Below are 21,554 nucleotides of genomic sequence, written 5' to 3' on the forward strand. Positions count from 1 at the left end.
TTTCGACACCCCAATCTGCGACCATCCGCTAAAAGAGGGGAACGATTGCCATTTCCCTCCTTTGGAGGGGTGCCCAAAGGGCAGGGTGGTTGAATATAAATAACCCATCAATTATGTAAGAAATACGATTAATCGAACTTAGGCCCTTAGGTTTTCGACTTTTTTAAACCTGGACCAATGGAGCTGTTATTGGAAAAATTCTTCCGGTATTTTTTGATGTAATCTGATGGATTCATTTCAAATACTTTTTTAAACTGTTCCCTGAAATATTTGATATCACTCATGCCAACAGTATACATCGTTTCAAGGATCGTTTTATCTGTACTGATGAAAATTTCAGCAGCCTTTCTTAAGCGGATGAACCGAATAAAACTGCTGGAAGAATGTCCGGAAACAGATTTGATCTTATTGAAAAGGTTAGCTCTCGACATGCCAATTTCATCTGCCAGCATCTTGATGTTAAAGTTTGGATCTTCAATATGGCGTTCAACTATACTGATGCAATTTTTCAGAAAATCCTTGTATTCCGCAGAGATTTTGGAACTGCTTGGGTTCAGGGTAATTTCACTATAAAAGTATTTTTGCAGGCTGTTTTTGCTTTTTAGAATCCCGGCAACCCTGGCCACCAGTAATTCCTTATCAAATGGTTTACTGATATAATCGTCAGCACCACTCTCCACACCTTTTAGTTTAATTTCTGCTGATGTACTGGCAGTGAGTAATATAATGGGGATATGGCAAATGGATTCATCTTCTTTTACAATACTACAAAGTTCTATTCCGCCCATGCCTTGCATCATTACATCACTGATCACAATATCCGGAAGAAAGCCACGGATAATGGCTAAACCACTTTCTCCATCATTGGCCTGGTAAATTTGATATTGTTCGGAGAAAACCTGACTGAGGTAATGGGCAATTTCCTCATTATCATCTACAATCAGAATAGATTTCTTTTCCTGTGCGAGCATATCGCCTAAAACCACATCTTTCTTTCTGGCCGGCTCCTGGATCAGATCATCTTGACTAAGTTCTTTAAGGATCAGAGAACTCTCCTGCCGATCGGGAACAATAGAAGCAGGGTTGATGTGTTCGTTTCCCTTTAATAATTTCAGGTGGAATGAAGTTCCCTCCCCCTCATTATTGCGACAGGAAATGGTTCCACCATGCATTTCTATAAAATTCTTAACCAGGTACAAACCAATTCCAAATCCACTTCCTAGAGAGCGATTTTTATCTGGCTCCTGATAAAATCGGTTAAAAATCTTTTCCGTTGAATCTTCAGCGATGCCACAACCAGAATCGGTGATCAAAATATCAACATATTGATCAGTTTCGGTTAGCGATACGGCAATACGTCCGCCATCAGGTGTAAATTTAAAGGCATTAGATAACAAGTTAAAAATGGCGATTTCCAGCTTTTCCCGATCTGCGTAAATATCCGTGATTTCAGAAGCAGCTAAAAATTCATATTGAATATTTTTTGTCCGGGCCTGATGAGAAAAACAAAGAAAAACTTCTTTTGCCAAACCTGTCAGGTTCAAATGAGAAACTTTCAAGGTATCACCCTGTGCATCAGCCTTTCTAAAGAGCAATAACTGATCTACCAGGCTCAATAACCGCTTGGCATTCCGGTAAACAATATTCATGCTGCTGGTATCAATGTTTTGATCATCCTGATAAAGCAACTCCTTCACCGGATTAATAATTAAGGTAAGTGGTGTTCTGAATTCATGCGATATATTGGTAAAAAAAGACAGTTTACGCTCATTCAGTTCCTTCTCCTTTTCACTTTCAATATGTGCAATTTTGATTTCATACCGCAGTTTTTCTTGCTTTTTCCGGTAAGAAATAAAGCCATAAGCACTAAGCCCGATTAATCCGGCATAAAGTAAAAAGGCCCACCAGGTAAGGTACCAGGGTGGATTAATCTTAATCACGATGGAATAACCTTCATTATTCCAAACCCCATCATTGTTAGATGCCTTCACTTCAAAACGATATGTTCCTGGGTTGAGGTTGGTATATGTTGCTTTTCGCTGGTGACCAACATAATTCCATTTTTGATCAAAACCCACCAATCGGTAAGCATATTCATTTTTCCAGGAATAGGCATAGTTAAGCGCAACAAATTCTAAAGAAAAAACACTTTGATCGTAATTTAGCGTAATTTCTTTCGCTACATTCAGGTTCTCTTTTAAAGGACTTTCTGCACCCGGAAGTACGGATTTATTAAAAACCTGAAAATCGGTCAGGTAAACAGGCGGAGCTACATGATTGAATCTGATTTGTTTTGGGTTAAAAGAAAAATAGCCTTTATTACCAGCAACAATTATGGAAGCCCCATCATTTTTAATGGTCGAATTCACCAAAACGCCATCCGCCTCATCAAAGTTTCTTACTTTTTTATTCAAAGGATTCAAACTGGAAATCCCATTTTCTGTAACTACCCAAATTTTTCCATCCACATCTTCCGTAATGTCATTAAAAACATTGCTTGAGAATCCATTGGCTTTCGTGTATATTTCAAAGCCATTGCCTTTTGGCGAAAACTTATTTAAACCATCCTGCGTACACACCCATATATTTTTTCTGGAATCGGTATGGATGGCTTTAATAATGTTATTGCTTAAGCCTTTGCGATTCGCATTCAGGGTTTCCAGTGCATGAAAATGCTTGGTTCGTCTGTTAAAGATATTAACGCCTCCACCGTAGGTTCCAATCCAGATCTGACCATCAGGTGCTTTTGAAAGCGCGTAGGTATGGTTATTATTAATAGATAGAGGGTTTTTAGGCTGATTATAATAGTGTTCAAATGTGTTTTTCTGACGATCATAAATCTTGATTCCCGCATCAGTAGCCAAAATATAAACGCCATTTTCTACTTCCAGAATATCCCTGAATACATCTTCATTAAATAAATTTCCGATGGCTGAATGATGAAAATGATGCGTAAAAGTATTGCTTTTTGGATCATAACTATCAAAACCATTTTCGGTAAGCACCCACAAAATACCTTTGCTATCAAAGTAAAGCTTCAGGATTTCATTACTGGTAAGGCTATTATGATCATTGCTTTTCATGAACGTTTTAATCCCTCCAGATTTCTGATCAATCGCGAACAACCCGTTATTAGTACCCAGCCACATCACATCATCACGAATAGCGATACTTTTAACATCACGGTTACCCAAAGGCAGTAAATTGATTTTAAATTTATATTGCTGATGATCTATTTTCCTAAGTCCGTTGCGCCCATTAAGCCAGATGATTCCATCACGATCCTGATAAGAATCGCCGTAAGAATAATTTGGTATATCGTTAATTTTCTCCCAGTTTTTAGATAGTGTATGATACCAGTAAAATCCATTATTGCCACCCACCAGCAAGAGATCTTGACCAACAGGCATCACACTGAAAACAGAATAATTATCACGGTCTGGAATCTGAACTTTAGTAAATTGACCCGTTTTCGGATCGAAATTAAAAAGCCCGTCCCAGTAAGTTCCTACCCAAATATGACCATCGGGTGCATAAGCTAAAGCCCATACATCATTTGGGTTTTTAGCTCCCGCTTTCTGATCTTGAGCATAATTGGTGAATGTTCTTTTCTTTTTATCAAAGCGGTTTAAACCAGCACTCCAGTTACCTAACCACAAATCACCATTTCTATCTTCTATAATGGAGTTTACGGATTTTCCCATCATGCTTTTTTTAGATGCCGGATTGGGTTTATAAACAATAAAATCTTTTCTAGAAGGCACATACTGATTAAAACCATCATCTGTACCAAACCACATCAAGCCTTTTTTATCGCATAATATGGACCATACTTTGTTATTGCTTAAAGAGCGAATATTGCTATCCCGATGTAAAAACCGGGTAAAGGTTTCAGTAAGGGGATCTAATAAATTAAGTCCATCCATGGTGGCCACCCATATTTTTCCCTGATGATCTTCTACAATGGCATTTATGAAATTGTTTGAAATGGAAGTACTATCGCCTGCATGGTTAGCAAATACCTTAAAAGTGTAGCCATCAAAACGGCACAATCCATTTTCGGTGCCTACCCAGATAAACCCACGCCGATCGCGAAGAGTTGCAGTGGTATTTTTTGAGGGTAAACCATCATTAGTACCATAGGTTTTCATCTCGCTCCTATTCTGCTTCGTGATGGCGGAAGCATTTAAATACTGAGCGAAAGCAATATGATAGTTAAAAAAAAGAAAGTAGCATAAGATGACTATTCTTATCAATTTCATTGTGATAATCTTAAACCTAAAAATTTTAATGTAATAGAAGAGCCATCAAATAATTTACGAATATAAAGTTAAATCTGTACGATATTTAATTACCTGATACAGATCGCATCTTAAATTATGGTAACCCGATGTGACGAACACATCAACATCTAAGCAATAACGATTTAAGTTGAAAGGAAAAATGCATTACTTATAACCTGAATTCGATAATCAATTGATTTAAATACTCCGGTCTGCGACCACCCTCCTCAGAAAGAGTGGAATTACGATCGCCATTCCCCTCCTTTGGAGGGGTACCCAAAGGGCGTGGTGGTTTAAATAGCCATAACCTGTTCAAATAGTATTGAAAGACATATGATTAATCGAACGCTCAGGTTCATATCCTTAAATTCCATTAATTTGACGTTATCATGAGCAAAAATAATTATACACAAGCTTCATAAAATTGGAAAGCACATATATTTGCAACTCAAAATAATGGAAGGATTAAGAAATAAATTACTCAAACGCATTTTTGCCTTAACGCTATTAAGTGTTTTGGTACTTAAGGTATTTGCTTTCTCTATTTCTTATTTTTCATCCTCTACAGATGCGTTTTCGATAGAAAAAAGCGTTGAAGAAAACAAGGATAAAGAAGGCGAATCTTTAGATAAAAACAAGAAAAAGCTGCTGATTTATGAGTCATTGGTGATGGATACAGGTCACCTTTTGTTAAGTAATCATTTCGCTCCATCTACTCAGCCATACTATTTACGCATGGGCATGCACCCACCAAAAAGTGTACCCACACCGCCCCCTAATCATCTTTCTTAAAAAAACAGCATCATTATTTTGATCTGAGATCATCTTGACAAATTGATATGTAGTATTGATTAGCAAGCATGAATGATGCAATTTTTCTGCTGGTATTTTTCTACCTTCAATCTCCATAGTTTATTCCTTAAGTTAAAACAACCATGAAAAATCATCATGTTGCCGGTATGCCCACGCCATGGCAAAGACTTGTACGCTTGCTCTATTATGAACGCGGCACAATCAATTATATTTATATCTACGCCATGTTAATTGGCCTAATTGGCCTGTCACTGCCATTGGGTACCAGTGCGGTTTTCAATCTGTTATCAAACGGGGCCATGTACAGCTCAACCTATATCCTCATTGCAGTGATTTTAGTTGGCATTGTTATCGGCGGGTTATTGCTCATCGGTCAGCTTTCGCTGGTTGAAGTGATTGAGCAGAAAATTTTTGCCAGAACAGCAATAGAATTTGCTTTTCGTTTACCCCGCATTAAAAAGAAAGCATTGGAAGGTGAAAATCCTTCAGAACTGATCAACCGTTTTTTTGATATTTTAACCATTCAGAAAGGCTTAACCAAATTGCTGGTTGATGTAGTTGCAGCAGCCGTTCAGATCTTTTTTAGTGTAATTTTGCTGTCATTCTACCACCCTGTTTTTATGGCTTTTGGCATGTTTGTCCTCATTGTGATTATCCTAGTATTGATTTTGTATTACCGCCGGGGTGTACAAACCAGTATTGAAGAATCAGAGTATAAGTATGAAGTGGCTGGCTACCTGGAAGAGATTGCCGCCGATTTGGATACCTATAGAAATAGTCCTGTAAAAAGGAAAGAAATCATCAATAGAACGGATGAGATTACCGCAAACTATATTCAGGCCAGAAATGATCACTTTGGTGTTTTGAAGAGATTTTTCATCAGCGCAGTAGCCATGCGTACCATCTTAATGGGGTCGTTGCTGTTGCTGGGCTCTTATTTCGTAGTAGAAAGACAAATGACTTTTGGGCAGTTTGTTGCTGCTGAAGTAATTATTGTTCAAATTAGCTATGCCATTGAGAAACTAATGACCAATTTAAATACCGTGTTTGATATGGTAACCGGAAGTGAAAAACTTGCCGTAATTACCGATCTTGAACTGGAGGAAGGAGATTTAAATCATGGGTAAAATAATTAACCATCATGAACAACTTAAAAACTGGCAAGAATTATCTGTGCATACCAACAGTAAAATTCTAGATGCGAAAGGGCCAAAACTATTAGGTAGGGTACTCCTCTTCATCTTTATTTTCTTTGCCATCCTGTTATTTCTTCCTTTTCGGCAAACCATTCCAGGCCGGGGTACAGTCACTGCACTACGACCAGAAGATCGGCCACAAACGGTACAAAACCAGATTGGAGGAAGAATAGAACACTGGGCAGTACGTGAAGGACAGGAAGTACAGAAAGGTGATACCATCCTGGTGATTTCAGAAACCAGTCAGTCATATTTTGACCCTGAGCTTCCTACCCGTTTAAATGAGCAATTGGATGCGAAACGTGGAAGTGAAACCGCCGCATTGCAAAAGATAGATGCCACCAAGAGCCAGATGCGCGCCATGAATGATGGGTTACGTTTCCAGATGAAGGCTGCAGAAAATAAAGTGCGCCAGGCCAGAAATTACGTCAGTATTGATAGTGCTGAATTATTGGCCGTTCAGAAATTTTATGAAACCACCAAAACAAGGTTGGAACGCTATGAAACCGGATATAAAAACGGACTTTTCTCCCTCACTGATATTGAAACCCGCAGACTGAAGCTTCAGGAAGACAATGCAAAGGTAATTGGTCAGCGAAACAAGTTGAGCAACTCTGCTCAAAACTTGCTCAATGCCAGCATCGAATTGGATAATATTCGTGCTAAGTATCAGGAATCTATGGCAAAAGCGCAATCTGATATGAGTTCCGCAGTTTCCAGCAGGGCCAGTGCTCAGGGTGATATTGCTAAATTAAGAAACGACATTTCCAACATCAGCATTCGTCGTGGCTTATACGTGGTAAGGGCTCCACAGAGTGGATTTGTTGTTAAAACACTTAAAGCAGGGATTGGAGAGAACATTAAAGAAGGCGAATCTGTAGCGACATTACAACCAAAATCGCCATTAGTAGCAGCCGAACTTTATGTGAGCGCCATGGATGTGCCTTTGATTTTAGACACCAGTGATGTTCGTTTACAATTTGAAGGCTGGCCATCGGTTCAGTTTTCAGGCTGGCCATCCGTTGCAGTGGGTACTTTTGCCGGAAAAGTTTCTTCTATTGATCGGGTAAGCAGTACCGGAGGAAAATATCGGCTGTTGATCAGCCAAACCAATCCGGTTCCTTCAAAAGATGAGCCTTGGCCGATACAGCTTCGCCAGGGTTCGGGTGTTTACGGACGGATTATTTTAAGATCGGTACCCTTATGGTACGAGATCTGGCGACAGTTGAATGGTTTCCCGCCAAGTTTAGAGAAAGAGCCAGCAGGCGGTAGTAAGGATAAAAAATAAAGGTACAGACCAACATGAAAAATAATTTTAAAGCATTCCTGATCACTTTAATGCTTTTGTTCCCAATGGTGATCACGCAGTCGGTAAAGGCGCAACAAAATACTATCGTTAAGGCTGAAGCAGACAGTGTAAAAGTCTTTTCACTTAGCGATCTCCAGATGCTAGTGTTCAGGTATCATCCCATTGTTAAACAGGCCGCTTTACTCAGTGAATCAGCCCGTGCCAGTGTATTACAATCTCTGGGTTATTTTGATCCGGAACTCAAAGCAGGCTTTGCCAGAAAACTATTTGGCAACACCGAATATTACAACAAATGGAACAGTGAATTAAAAATTCCGCTTTGGTTGGCGGGTGCCGATTTAAAAGTTGGGTATGACCGCAATGTGGGCACGTACGTGAATCCAGAGAGTAAAACCAATTCGCAAGGCTTATCAGCCATAGGCTTAAGCATTCCATTAGGTCAGGGACTCCTGATTGATGCCCGGAGGAATACCCTTCGCCAATCAAAAATTATGGTACAATATGCCGAGGCTGAGCAATTAAAACAAATCAATGCGATATGGTATGGCGTAGCAAAAGATTACTGGAACTGGTATTATGCCTATAAGCAATTTGCCCTAATTAATGAAGGTGTAGAACTTGCCCAGCGGAGGTTTACGGCCATGAGCAGGCAGACCATCATAGGCGATAAGCCAGCGATCGATTCAGTTGAAGCCTATATTACGGTGCAGGAAAGGATTATCCAAAAGGAAAAAATGAAAATAGAGCTGCAAAATGCGCAATTGGTTTTATCCAACCACCTCTGGAGTGAGGATGGAAATCCACTTGAACTACCATTTGATGCCGTACCTCAAAACATCAATCCAGCGATGGCTAAACCCAATCCCTTAACTTTGGATACACTGCTTGGACAGGCTGCTAACCAGCACCCTGAATTGGTTAAATTAAGGACGAAAGGGGCTCAATTAGCAGTGGAAAGAAGTTACCGGCAAGAATTGCTTAAACCTAAATTGAATGTTACTGGTAATTTACTCTCGAACAGAACGGGTTTTAACAGTGTTATTCCCGGCGATTATGATTTCAACTGGAGCAATTATAAAATTGGAATTGAATTTGCTTTTCCGCTTTTCTTAAGATCTGAACGTGGAAAACTAAGGGAGGTAAAAATTAAGCAGCAAGAATTGAATTATGATCTTCAACAATCGAGCAGAACCATAAACAATGATATTAAAGCTGCTTATAATGATTTATCTGCCTATTCTTCGCAATTGGCTGTTCAAATCCAGAGCGTCCAAAATCAGCAAATCCTCGTAACAGGTGAGAATCAAAAGTTTAATCTGGGCGAAAGTACCCTCTTCCTGATCAACAGCCGCGAGACAAAATTAATTGACATGAAAATTAAACAGGAAAGTATGATATCAGGATATCAGAAAACCCTGGCTGAACTTTATTATAAAGCAGGAACCAGACAAGATACGCGTTTGAACTGATATCAAAATTCATGATGACTACATTTATTTTGCAGGAAATTTACGGACATTTTTAGTCTGTTATTTCCTGTTTTTAGGTTTTTATTATATTTGTTGGATGAACAAGTTTTACCTCACCGACATCTATATTTATCCCATTAAATCACTTGGCGGGATTAGACTGGAACAGGCTTTAATGGAAGATGAGGGGCTTCAATATGACAGGCGCTGGATGCTCGTTGATCATGATGGAACCTTTATTACCCAGCGCAAACATGCTCAGCTATCCATGCTACAGGTGCGGATTAAAAATGATCGGTTATATGTTAGCCATAAAGTAAATGAGGAACTGGAAATTTCTTTTAAGTTGGATGAAACTACTGGCAAGCGCATCGAAGTAACGGTGTGGGACGATGCCTCAATTGGTTTGGAAGTGAGCGAATCTGTAAATGAATGGTTTACAGCATATCTGCAATTTGAGGTCAGATTGGTGCGCATGTCTGCCGATGAAAAAATCCTGGTAGATCCAGGATATGCATCAAATGGAGAGATTAAAAGTTTTTCGGATGGTTACCCCACCCTACTTATTGGCCAGTCATCACTTGACTTGCTGAATGAAAAGTTAACTGAGTCAGTAAACATGAATCGGTTTAGGCCTAACCTTGTTTTTTCAGGTGGAGAAGCACATATAGAAGATCATTTTAAAACCTTTTATTTGGGTAATCTCCATTTTTCTGCCGTAAAACCATGTGCCCGGTGTGTGTTAATTACCGTAAATCAGGAAACTGGTATTAAAGGAAAAGAACCATTGAAAACATTAGCTGGCTATCGAACGTTCAATCAAAAAATTATGTTCGGGCAAAACCTGCTCCATAAAGGAACTGGTGTAATTAATATAGGTGATGAACTCAAAGTGGAAAACTGGAAGTAATAATTAAAACAAGTTTGATAAACTTTTAATTAATTAGAAAGGTTCTAAATAATTATTGCGATTATTGAAGGATATTTTATCAAAATTATATTGAAATATGTAAAACAAATTTGACTACATTGGCCTTTAATGACTTAGATAGGGCTTACAAAAATTATAAATCATCAGCTTTTTCGATAAGAAATCTGAAAAGATAGATGATATAACATTAGGAAAGATCCGCTAATAAAATATAAATAAGCTTAACGAAGCATAAATAATGAATAAGTTTAATCAAGAGTTTCCAGAATTTTTAAAAACCTTTGAACAAAATCTAAAACATCTCTTTCAGGAAAAACATAATATCGATCAGCTAAGTCTGCAAAGAGGCCTCCCGCCTGAACTGCTGACAGCAATCATGGATCATGTTCCCTTATCAGTAGCCGTTCCATCAGCGTTTGGTGGCAGAGGCTGTAAGGTTAAAGAATGTCTTGGCATCCTGTCTGCAGCTTCGTATGAATCACTATCACTTTCTTTAACCTTTGGAATTAATATCGCTTTATTTTTAGAGCCGGTAGCTAAATATGGCCACGATGATATTAAACAAGGGATTTTCGATAAGTTTTTGAAAGAACAGAATATGGGTGGTTTAATGATTACTGAACCTAATTTTGGAAGTGATGCATTAAATATGCGAACCACAAGTAAAGAAACTGAAAACGGCTATCAAATTAAAGGAACAAAGCATTGGCAGGGACTTACCGGAATGGCCAATTATTGGATTGTTGCAGCCAGAAATGAGGGTACTGACGGTTCTTTAGCCAGAGATATTGATTTTTTTGTTTGTGAGGATGCTATAGCAGCACAACACATTCATGTAGAAGAATATTATGATAACGCTGGTTTATATCTTATTCCATACGGACTGAATCAACTGGATCTTACTGTACCCAAAAACCAGAAACTTATCCCTGAAACCACCGGTATTAAAATGATGCTGGATATTTTGCACCGAAGCAGAATGCAGTTTCCTGGAATGGGAATGGGCTTTATTAAACGGATGCTGGATGAAGCTTATCACCAATGTGATAACAGAAAGGTTGGCGTGGGTAATTTGCTTGGTATGGATAACGTTAAGTTTCAGATTTCCAGGTTGCAAGCAGCTTATACCATTTGTTCTGCCATGTGTGCTAAAAGTTCATCCATTAGCGGTATTGAAAATAGCTTAGCTACTGAAGGACTGGAAGCCAACACCATGAAAACAGTTGTAACCGACCTGATGCAGGAAAGCGCACAATTATTAGTGCAATTATCTGGTGCAAAAGGTTACCGTACCAGCCATATTGGTGGTCGTGGAATTATGGATAGCCGCCCTTTCCAAATCTTTGAAGGATCCAATGAAATGCTTTACGCACAAATTGGCGAAATGATTATCAAAGGCATGAAAAAGCAAAAACAACCTCAGCTTTATCAGTACTTAAAAGAATTTCCATTAACTGTACAAGCAGCAGACTATTTCAAAGCGGAACTTTCTTTCACACCGGATGATCAGTTGGTCCAAAGAAAACTGGTTGACCTCGGAAGAATCGTAGCCAGAATCATTTGCGTGGGCTATGTAATCGATCTTTCAGAAAAGGGATTTAGAAAAGAATTGGTAGATAATTGCATCGTAATGTTGCAACAAGAAGTGGCCAGTTTAATCACCTCTCTTCGATTTAACAATAAAGTGGTAGAAGTGAGTGATTACCATATGGATAGTTTATGGCTTGATTTTGCATAAGCAATTGTAAAAGATGAAGTCAGCAGTATTTAAATAATTTATTTTCCTTTTAAAAAACACAAGTCGTAGCCTTCCGCTACGACTTTTTTCTTTTTGGTGGTTAACCCTATCCGCCTAGCGGCACCTTTCTCCTTGAAGGGAAAGGGCGAAAGAAAATAATATTTTTAGAAATTTCTATGGTGATCGCAATTTCCCTCCTTAGGAGGGGTGCCTGAAAGCGCATTAAAAAATTATTTACTTATAACTAGCTTGAGGTAACTGTTATTGTTTAACAATTTTAAATTCGGTTCGTCGATTTAACTGATGTGCGGTATCGCTACAATTTACACCATTCGCACAATGATTTAATAGCTTTGTTTCACCATATCCTTTTGCTTCGATTCGATTTTTCTTAATTCCTCTCAAAATAATATACTGCATGGCAGATTCAGCTCTTTTTTGTGAGAGTCTCAGATTAAAAGCATCGTCACCCCGACTATCTGTATGAGAACCCATTTCAATCCAAAGGGTTGGATTATCATTCATCACTTTAACCACTTTATCCAGTTCGGCTGCTGCATCTGCACGGATATTCCATTTTTCAAAATCGTAATAAATATTTTCTAGCCTGATTCCTTTGTTCAGTTCTATTGGTTGCAAATGTAAATCCTGAGCAATTACCTGTGAACTCGTTAGATTAATCGTGGCTAGATTTTCCACATCGGCGCGATAGTTGGTCATTTTTGCAGATACATTATATTCAGATTCGCCCGCCAAGCCAAATTGATACGCACCATTATCATCTGTTTCCACTTTCAAACTTTCACCATTTACCTTCGCCAAGGTTACCAATGCACCAGCTATGGGTTGATTGGTTTTTTGATCGTAAACCTTACCTACAAGTTTAAAAGCAAGAATTAATTTCTGATCAAGGGTGTATATATCATCACTACCCATACCATTTGAGCGGTTTGATGAGAGGTAAGCTACACCACCTTTTTCATTTAGGCTAAAAGCAAAATCATCTTGAGGAGAATTAAAGGGATAACCCAGGTTTTTGATTTGCCCAATTCTTGCACCATACCTTAATGCCTGGAATACATCCAGCCCTCCCATTCCAACATACCCATCACTGGCGAAAAACAAATTATTGTTGGCATCAAAAACTGGATTACGCTCATTGCCTTCCGTATTAATTTCTTCCAGATTGAAGGGTTTTCCCCAATCACCTGCATCGGTTTTTCTACAAACATAAATATCTGTACCACCTTTACCGCCAGGTTTGTTTGAAGAAAAATACAAACTGGTTCCATCAGTAGAAATAAATGGATCACCAACTGAATACTCATTTACAGCATTATAGGCAAAAGAAACAGGTTCACCCCAATTGCCACGGGCATCTTTGGTACTGCTATAAATTTCTACATTAACCGTGGCAGGCTTATTTTTTACTTTTTCTAAATCCTGAGGAATTCGCGTCATCGTAAAATACATCGTGTTCCCATCTTTGGTAAAGGTTGCAGCGCCTACATGATAACGTGTGCCTGTTTTAATCGGAAATAGTTTCAAACTATCGGCAGGTGATGACTTAATATAAAGTTTGAAATAACCATTACCCGTTCCGCCATAAATATTTTTATCTGGTTTTCTAGCTCCATCAAATCTAAATAAAGCTGATTTTTCTTTTGATTGAAAACCTTTGTCCAGACGGTCTGATGTAAATACAACAGCCCCATTATAATTGATAGCACCCCAATCTGATTGTGTACTATTTAACGTTTTTTGATTGATGAGTTCAATCTGTTTCGGATTTTTCATCCATTTCAAAGCCGAATCACAAGAGGCCAGCCAAACATTTGCTTGTCTTTCAGAAATATCTTTACCTGCATTGATATAGGCTTTATATTGCGCTTTGGCTTCCCTATATTTTGAATTGCTTTGAAGCGCTTTTGCATAGCCTAAAATATTTTCAGGCTTACTCCCTGGCATTTTTACAGCGATGGCAAACCAGCTTTCTGCCTGCTGATAATTGTTGCTGAATGCATAAGCACTTGCTAACCGCTCTGCCGCATGTAAACTTTCTTTTTTCTTGAAGGCTTGTTCATATAAATCAATGGCCTTTGAATAGTTAAATAATTCAAATTGCTGATCTGCTTCTTTTAATACATACTGTGCTTTTGCTGAAAAAGAAACAGCAAGCAGGCAGCAGGCAAAAAAACAGAACGCTAGTAAAATTCTTTTCATCATATATCTATATAATCCTTTAAATAATCAAATGATTAAAAAACGCGTGGTGTAGCCAACCTGATGTTTGGCCTGATGAACGAATAAGCAATGGAAATTTCATGTGTGCCACCGCTGTATCCTTGTAAAGGTCCGATAGAAAAATCATACCCATAACCAATTCTTAATCGCTCTGATGGGAAAATCTGAACCGCAGCAACTACAGCATTTCTTGAAGAAAGATCTTTTTGAAGGTAACTTTTATCATAAATTTTTATGCCTGTACGATAAGAACCTCCTACCCATAAAACATCCTTAATCATTAAAAAAGCATTTACATCTAAACTGGTTGGGCCACCCCGATCATCTTTTAACAGAAACGATGGCTTAATCTGAAAATCTTCAGAAAGGGGCAATAATGCACCCGCCGTTAAATAATAATGTGGTTTGGGTTGCGGGATAAAAGCATAACGGTCAATATTAATATAGGTGGCAATCAGGTTATCTGCAGAAAAACCGACATAATAGCGATCGTTAGCAAAATACACACCGGCTCTGGCATCAGGAACAATTGTGCTTTGTACGCCAACTGGCTGAAAGGGTTCAGGATTGTTTGGGTTAAGCATCGATCCGTCAATCCCCAATTGTACCATACCTATGCCTAAACCAAGTGCCAGCCTTGAGCTTCCATCATCATTCATCCGGATGCGGTAAGCATAATTGCCATAAATACCTAAGTTGGTTTGCGCCCCTAACTTATCGCTTGAAACCTGAAGAGCAAGCCCAACGTTACCATTGTTTGCGGTGGCATCAACAGCTAATGACATGCTGCGAGGTGCCCCGGTAATACCCGTCCACTGACTGCGATAAAAGCTATGTACGTTAAGTACTTCTTTATAACCAGCATAGGCCGGATTAATATAAATTCCGTTAAACATGTACTGGCTGTATTGCACATCTTGCTGTGCAACAGAACGTTGCGACAACAATAAAACATAACAACCGATTAACAATAATATTTTTTTCATCATCTTAATATCTCTAAGAGAAGTTATCTTTTACTAGAGTAACTTCTTAAAAGCCATTTTCTAGTTTTTAAATGCCCTGATTAATGTAACGTACCCCTTGAATACTTCCACTTCATTACTATCTTGTTTTTTAACACGCAGCAAGTAATAGTAAGTACCTTCATTCAAACCTTCACCTGTCCAATTGTTTTGGTATCCTTTTGCATGAAATACTTCATTACCCCATCGGTTAATGATTTGCAGCTCATTTGACTGATACTGGTTTAAACCAATAATTTCAAATGCATCGTTAATACCATCCCCATTTGGCGTGAACAGGTTTGGAATCTTAATTTCTGTAAAATTTACCGTGATCACTACTGACGCTACATTGGTATAGTATCCATTCGCATCTTTCACCCTGTAGGTAAAGATGTCATTACCGGTAAAGCCTGTATTGGGAATAAAGATTACTGTACCATCTGTATTTAATACGATGCGGCCATTTTTAGGTTGACTAACAATTTCTACACTTGATTTTACAAAAGCCGAACTTCCGGCATCATCGTTTAACAGAAGATTAATGGTTACTGGTGTATTTACTATACTCGCACCCGAATCATCAACAGCTTTTGGTGATTTAGGGAAACTGGTAACTGTAGGTGAATCATTATTTTCCGCTGTACCGGAAATATCACTCACACTGGCACCACCAGCTGTTTTCGCATTTATGGTTGCTATATTGTTTACCATACCCAAATCTTTATCTGCCTGTGTGATGGTATAAATGGCTAGATCAGTTACCGTTGCTCCAGGAATTAAACCACCAGCAACTGCAATCACTTTATTATTAATCCCTAGCTTGGTATCTGTTAAGGTCACACTATTTAAAGTTAGTGCCCCTGTATTTTTGATAAGAAATGTATAAGTGATTTGATTATTGTTCAATACAGCTGTTTTAATTAATACGATAGAACTGCTGGCAGGTATATTCGTTGGGGTTACTGTTACCGGAATCGTTACCGTAGCAACTCCACCTTTACCATCACTCACGGTAACCGTGAATGAATCTGCCCCGGTGTATCCTGCTGCTGGTGTATAAACATAAGTGCCATTACTCAAGACCACTGTTCCGTGAGCTGGTGCCACCGAGATATTGAATATCAGTACGTCACCATCTATATCGGATGCAGTGATGACTCCGTTTACCTGTGTGTTTTCAGTTGTTGTAATTCCCGGAGCACTTGCAACAGGAGCTCGATTGTCTCTAATATTAACTATAGCAGGTATCGTTATCGCTGTAATGCGTGGATTATCAGTAGTGCCAATCAGGGTTAAAATGACTGTTTCGTTTCCTTCATTAAGGTTATCATCCAGCACAGGCACGTTCAAAGTCACTGACGTTGCACCTACCGGGATGATAATTGAAGAACCTATTGAAGTATAATCTAATCCTGCTGTTGCTGTTCCTGATACCAAAAAATCTATTTTAGTATCAGTTGTAGAAACCTGACTAAGTGTAAAAGTAAATTGCGCTGAAGTTGATGGTTCGGCCCCATCTTTCGTTGCGGTTACGATAACCGTTCCGGTTGTTCCATCAATAATGCTGATGGTTGCAGGTACGGGAAGAATCACCAGTGATGGATTGGTTGAGGTGGTGAGGGTTGCGATTACGGTTTCGTTTCCTTCGATCAACACATCTCCAAGAACCGGAATTTGAATCACTGCTGTAGTTTCACCCGCCGGAATTGTTACTATTTTAACTATTGCTGTATAGTCAGCTCCTTCTATGGCCATGCCACGCAAAGTATAACTGATTTCAGTATTAATATTAGAAGGTTTGCTTAATGTAACGATAAATTTTCCATTGACAACACCATTTTCATTTCCGTCATTTCCTGCTGTTATAGAGGCAACAATTGGGCGATTATCCAGAATGGTAGTACGCACAGCCGCATTTCCAAGGCTAGCAGGACCGCTTAGGTTTTGAATGGTGATGGTGTAATTTTCGTCATCTTCATTTATGCCATCATCATTAATGCCCACCGGAAAAATAATGGTGCTGCCTGGCTGCCCTAATATGGTACCCGCAGGAAATGTAAGTGTTTGTGGGCTGAAGATATAATCAGCAGAATTTGTAGTCCCATTACTAATTCCAGTAACAACCGAAACCGGTGAAGCCAGAACTGTACCTGCTGTTCCTGAAAGGGTGACAGTATAACTAACCGTTCCGGCGTTTTCATTTACTGAAACGGGGCCTGATAATATTATTGTTGGATAAATAAATACCCTGACTAATATTGGATCACTCACTACGCCATCTACAGTGGTCAGGGTATAAGTGTAAGTGTCTGTTCCGGTATATCCACTATTTGGGGTGTAGGTTACTTGTCCCGCAGCATCAACAGTTGTTGATCCATGGGCACCATTACTAGCGGTAACCATACTATTAATAGCAGTTTCATCGTCATTCGCTTTTACGGCAGTAAGAACCGGTGTATTTGCCAATGTTGTAACATCATCGGTAGCGCCAACGGGTTTAACTTCAATGATAAATGTTTGGGCCAGACTTTGATCAATTCCACCGTTTTCAGTGCCGCCATTATCGTGGATGACCACTGAAACATTTGCCCTGCCGGCAAAGTTACCTGAAGGTGTAAAAGTTAAACTTCCGTTAGGAGATACAGCTGGCTGAACACTAAATAAAGCATTGTTATCATTACCAGTAATAAAATCAACAACCTGTGCCGATTCATTTACCGGACCAGTACTGATTCCTGATGCCCATCCGGTTATAGTTTGCAAACCTGAATCTGCATTAACCAGCTGATTGCTACCTTTTGCAAATGCAGGTACGTCATTGACAGGAACCACTGTGATATTAACGGTTACCAGTGAGGTTCCACATGCATTATCATTTACCAAAACCGTAAAAGAATCAGCACCGTTATAATTTAATCCAGGTGCATAAATATATGTACCCGACTCAGAAACAGTAACTGTTCCATGGCCCGGATCGGCGGCTTTTGTGTAAATCAGATTATTTCCATCCGGATCTGTTGTAGTTGCACTCCCTGTTAACACAATATCCTCATTCGTAGTTACTGCATATGTATTTGCCAGTGGCTTATTAGTGATGTTAATGATTGCACTACCGTTCATTGTCTGTATGCAAGCTGGCATATTAGAATCCGTAGCCACTATGGTATAGATACCAGACAATGTCTGATTACCAAATGAAATGGCAGAACCATTGCCCTGAACCGGATTCCCCGTATTGATACCAGCGATCTGCAGTTGATAACTTACACCTGTTTGTGAGTTGGATAAACCGACCACTATACCGGAGGTGCCTGCACAGTAAGTTCCTCCTCCAGTTACATTGTAAATAACCGGCAAAGGTTTAATAGTGATCTGAACAACTCCGCTTACCGTTGGGATAGCACAACTACCTGAAGTTACCTGCCTGCGAAAAAATGTAGTTGAAGTAAGCACACCAGGATCGTACGAAATCTGAATAGCTCCGCTGATGTTGTTAAAATTTAAGTTATCCAAACTAGACTGCCATTGATAATTATAGCTACCCGAACCATCAATAGGTACAGTACCTGTAATAATTCCCGGATCGCCACTTTCACAAAAAGTCGCAATGGTAGGCGCGGTTATTATGTTATTACTTAATACTGATTGTATGGTAATGGTTAAGACATTTGTCGCCACACGATCACATGTACTTCCCGTAGCACCATCCAATCTTCTGAAATAGGTGGTTTGATTTAAAGTAGGAGCATCATAAATAGCTAAATTAGCACCTGAAATATCTGTAAAATTTGCCGATGCACTTGTGGTAGAGGATTGCCATTGATAGCTATAGCTACCTGCTCCTCCTGAAGGTGCAGACTGTGTAAAAGGCTCAGGATCTCCTGTTGTACAAAATGTCTGATCTCCAGAAATTGTTCCTGCTGTAAGCGCAGGAGTTATTGTAACCACGATCGGAACTTTATCGCTTTCACAACTTCCATTAGTTTGTGTAACATAATAGGTTGTATTTCCCACTAGTGACGTGCTGGGAATCGGAGCATTGGTGCTCGAAGTTCCATTTACACTTGTATACCACAATAAAGTATCTCCGGCAGGTGGGCTAGAGACAGAAGAAACTAATGAAGACGCAGTTGTACCCTGACAATACACCACAGTGCTTTTAACTATTATTGGATTTATCGGTGTAGAAAGCCTGGTGGTACTTGTATTATTTGATGTATTTTCAGGTGGTTCAATATCATTAGAAGCACTTGCCGAATAATAATTGTGGTAAGCAATTTTTGCTTCATCATTATAATTCCCAGAGCCTGTCAGCGTATAAGTGATCGGAAAATTATAGTACTTGCCAGCTTGGACATCTATCATCTGGTTACTGATGTATGTTACTGTAGATCCTGATTGTGAGATATCCCATCCAACATTCGAACCTGCAGCAAAGGTATATCCGGAAGGGACAATTTTTGTAATCACTAAATGGTTACCAATCGCAGCATTAGAAAGATTTTCCATTGGCTTATTACCAACATTACCAGCTCTCATGGTAAAAGTTGTTGTGGTATTACCTGAAGTATTCAAACAATAACGATCAGCTGTTTTATCTATAATAGCATCTGTGCCTGTTGCCTGAACAGGAATACTCACAACTGATGTATTATTATTTAAATCCTCGTCCTGAATATCAGTAGTGGTAATATTAACGGTGTTGCTAAGCACATTACCGGCCGGAATTGCATTCAGTGATCCTGAAACTACAATTTTTGCAGCTGCGTTTGCGGCAATATTAAAATTACCGGTGATCTTGCCGCTTGTATTTGGGCTGGCAGGTGTAAAATTAGAACTTGTAAATCCGGTTGGAGTAATACTATTAATGGTAAAGGCACCGTTATCCAATGGGTTGCCCTTGGCATCAGTGAGTTGATCATTGAATTGCACATTAGTTAATGCGGCGTTGGTATCATTGATCACATCCAGTGTATAAGTTAATCCAATATTTGTACCCGCCTGAAGAATATCACGGTTTGCTCGTTTTACAACCCGAATGTTACCTGGAGTAGTTACTAGTAAATTACGGATCTCATGATAGTTATAAGCCCCACCACTTGATGCAGCAAAACCCATTTTTAATATTGATGGCGGTACATCCGGAGATAAATAATTGATCAATTCTACAAATGAACCGTCCGCAGATTTTGCCATTCTTACAATAACCCTATACTGCCCAGCTTCAGGCTTTATTTCAATCTGTACTCTTCTGAAAAATTGTTCATCGGTAGGCCTGATATCTGAAAAGGAATTTCCTGTTCCCGTACCAACATTATAATCAATTTCATTTCGTAGTCTGATATCACCAATTGTACCACTTCTATCTCCTAAACGTACGCCGGTTAGAAATCTATTGGTGGGTAATATGCCGTTAACAATATCCTCTGTCCTATTTGGTGTGGTAATACCGCGAACAACCACGGCATTAGCTGTTTCACTCGTACCAAAACCACCATTTCTACCCTCAATGGCATTTCCATAATTCCCAAATGCATCCAGGCCTACGCTGATATAACCACCAGCCAAGCCATCAAGAACTGGAGGTGTTGATTGAATATTAGGTGCATAGCCTAAAGAACCCCCGAAGCCACCTAACCTAAAAGGCTGTGTAGCATCAAATAAGAATACAGCAATGCCGTCGCCACCATTATAATTATGTTCACTATTGGCTGCATTACGCCACATTTTGTATTCAAAATCGACCAATACGCCTAACGTTGAAGGAAAAGACTTATCTACATAAGCATAGCCACGTTGGTTAACTGTTGAATTAGTTAAACGTAACCATCCGGCCCCAAGTGGATCATCTACTCCCGAAGTTAAAATTGCTGTACCATCTGCTCCGCCGGGTCCGCCGATAATCACTTGTGGAGAACCAGATCCTCTAAAGTTCTCTGTGATTGTGAACTGTGAAAAAAGCTTAGTGGAATATGTAATAAAGAGAAAAGAAATAAAGATGAATTTTGCAAAAAAATTACCAAACTGATGCGTTAAGTAGTTGTAAGCAAAATTAACCCATGCACAAACATGGGAAAAAAGTAGCGTTTTAATCATACAGGGACAATATTAAATGGTAGCATCAAAAAATGATGCAATTTCTCATTAGAGTTTTCCTTCAAACAAAGCCTGTACCTATGATCATTTTGGAGGTATAATCTTTAGAATATAAAAACTTAATAAAAAAAATATCTACAGTTGTAATTTGTAGAAGTCTTCGGGCACAAAGGTATAAATAGAAATATTTTTAATTTCAACAAAACAAACATTTTGTATATTTAATATTACAAAAATTTGAGAATTTGATATTTATCAATGCATTTAATAAACACCAAAAGAATTTCCAATAAAGAATTGATCATTTCAAATCCTATTGTGTAGAGAATCCAAATTTACAACACTAAGGGATACATTAGGAATAATTTCTAAATACTGGTTGCAATTAGTATTATCCTGATGGGTTCAAGAGGTTTATTATATTATGAATGATATAAATCTAATTTTAAAATTATGAATAAGTCATTA

At 38.8% G+C, this 21,554-nt stretch carries 10 protein-coding genes; 6 read left to right on the forward strand and 4 right to left on the reverse strand.

Annotated elements, in window-relative coordinates; all coding sequences use genetic code 11:
* Nucleotides 1–146: 146 nt before the first annotated feature.
* The gene (locus EV200_RS12710) at nt 147–4,262 is read right to left on the reverse strand and encodes a hybrid sensor histidine kinase/response regulator transcription factor (protein ID WP_132533144.1); all 4,116 of its coding nucleotides are present in this window, start codon (nt 4,260–4,262) and stop codon (nt 147–149) included.
* Nucleotides 4,263–4,739: 477 nt separating this feature from the next.
* Here EV200_RS12710 and EV200_RS12715 point away from each other — a divergent pair, with 477 nt between their 5' ends.
* The 6 genes from EV200_RS12715 (at nt 4,740) to EV200_RS12740 (ending at nt 11,739) form a co-directional block, all read left to right on the forward strand.
* Nucleotides 4,740–5,075 (forward strand): hypothetical protein, encoded by a 336-nt coding sequence (locus EV200_RS12715; protein ID WP_132533146.1) that lies wholly within the window; start codon nt 4,740–4,742, stop codon nt 5,073–5,075.
* Between the two features lie 143 nt (nt 5,076–5,218).
* Nucleotides 5,219–6,223, forward strand: coding sequence for an ABC transporter transmembrane domain-containing protein (locus EV200_RS12720; RefSeq protein ID WP_132533148.1), 1,005 nt, complete (start codon nt 5,219–5,221; stop codon nt 6,221–6,223).
* Nucleotides 6,216–7,580, forward strand: coding sequence for an HlyD family secretion protein (locus EV200_RS12725; protein ID WP_132533150.1), 1,365 nt, complete (start codon nt 6,216–6,218; stop codon nt 7,578–7,580). The genes EV200_RS12720 and EV200_RS12725 overlap by 8 nt, the downstream gene beginning before the upstream one ends.
* Before the next feature lie 14 nt (nt 7,581–7,594).
* On the forward strand, nt 7,595–9,070 hold the full coding sequence (locus EV200_RS12730; RefSeq protein ID WP_229676721.1) for a TolC family protein: 1,476 nt from the start codon (nt 7,595–7,597) through the stop codon (nt 9,068–9,070).
* 97 nt (nt 9,071–9,167) lie between these two features.
* Nucleotides 9,168–9,980 carry an MOSC domain-containing protein gene (locus EV200_RS12735; RefSeq protein WP_132533152.1) on the forward strand — a complete coding sequence of 271 codons (813 nt, stop codon included), beginning with the start codon at nt 9,168–9,170 and terminating at the stop codon, nt 9,978–9,980.
* A 259-nt stretch (nt 9,981–10,239) separates the two neighbouring features.
* A complete protein-coding gene (locus EV200_RS12740; RefSeq protein WP_132533154.1) occupies nt 10,240–11,739 on the forward strand; it encodes an acyl-CoA dehydrogenase family protein in 1,500 nt (499 codons plus the stop codon).
* A 261-nt stretch (nt 11,740–12,000) separates the two neighbouring features.
* Here the strand turns inward: EV200_RS12740 and EV200_RS12745 are convergent, their stop codons facing one another.
* From EV200_RS12745 to EV200_RS12755, 3 genes are read right to left on the reverse strand one after another with little or no spacing between them, the layout of a single operon-like run.
* Entirely contained in the window at nt 12,001–13,965 is a 1,965-nt protein-coding gene (locus tag EV200_RS12745; protein WP_229676720.1) for an OmpA family protein, read from the reverse strand.
* Between the two features lie 32 nt (nt 13,966–13,997).
* Complete coding sequence (locus EV200_RS12750) at nt 13,998–14,972, reverse strand: PorP/SprF family type IX secretion system membrane protein (protein ID WP_229676719.1); 975 nt, start codon at nt 14,970–14,972, stop codon at nt 13,998–14,000.
* A 57-nt stretch (nt 14,973–15,029) separates the two neighbouring features.
* Nucleotides 15,030–21,086 (reverse strand): Ig-like domain-containing protein, encoded by a 6,057-nt coding sequence (locus EV200_RS12755; RefSeq protein WP_132533156.1) that lies wholly within the window; start codon nt 21,084–21,086, stop codon nt 15,030–15,032.
* Nucleotides 21,087–21,554 lie beyond the last annotated feature (468 nt).

It is taken from the genome of Pedobacter psychrotolerans (genome assembly GCF_004340665.1).
Lineage (GTDB): Bacteria > Bacteroidota > Bacteroidia > Sphingobacteriales > Sphingobacteriaceae > Pedobacter > Pedobacter psychrotolerans.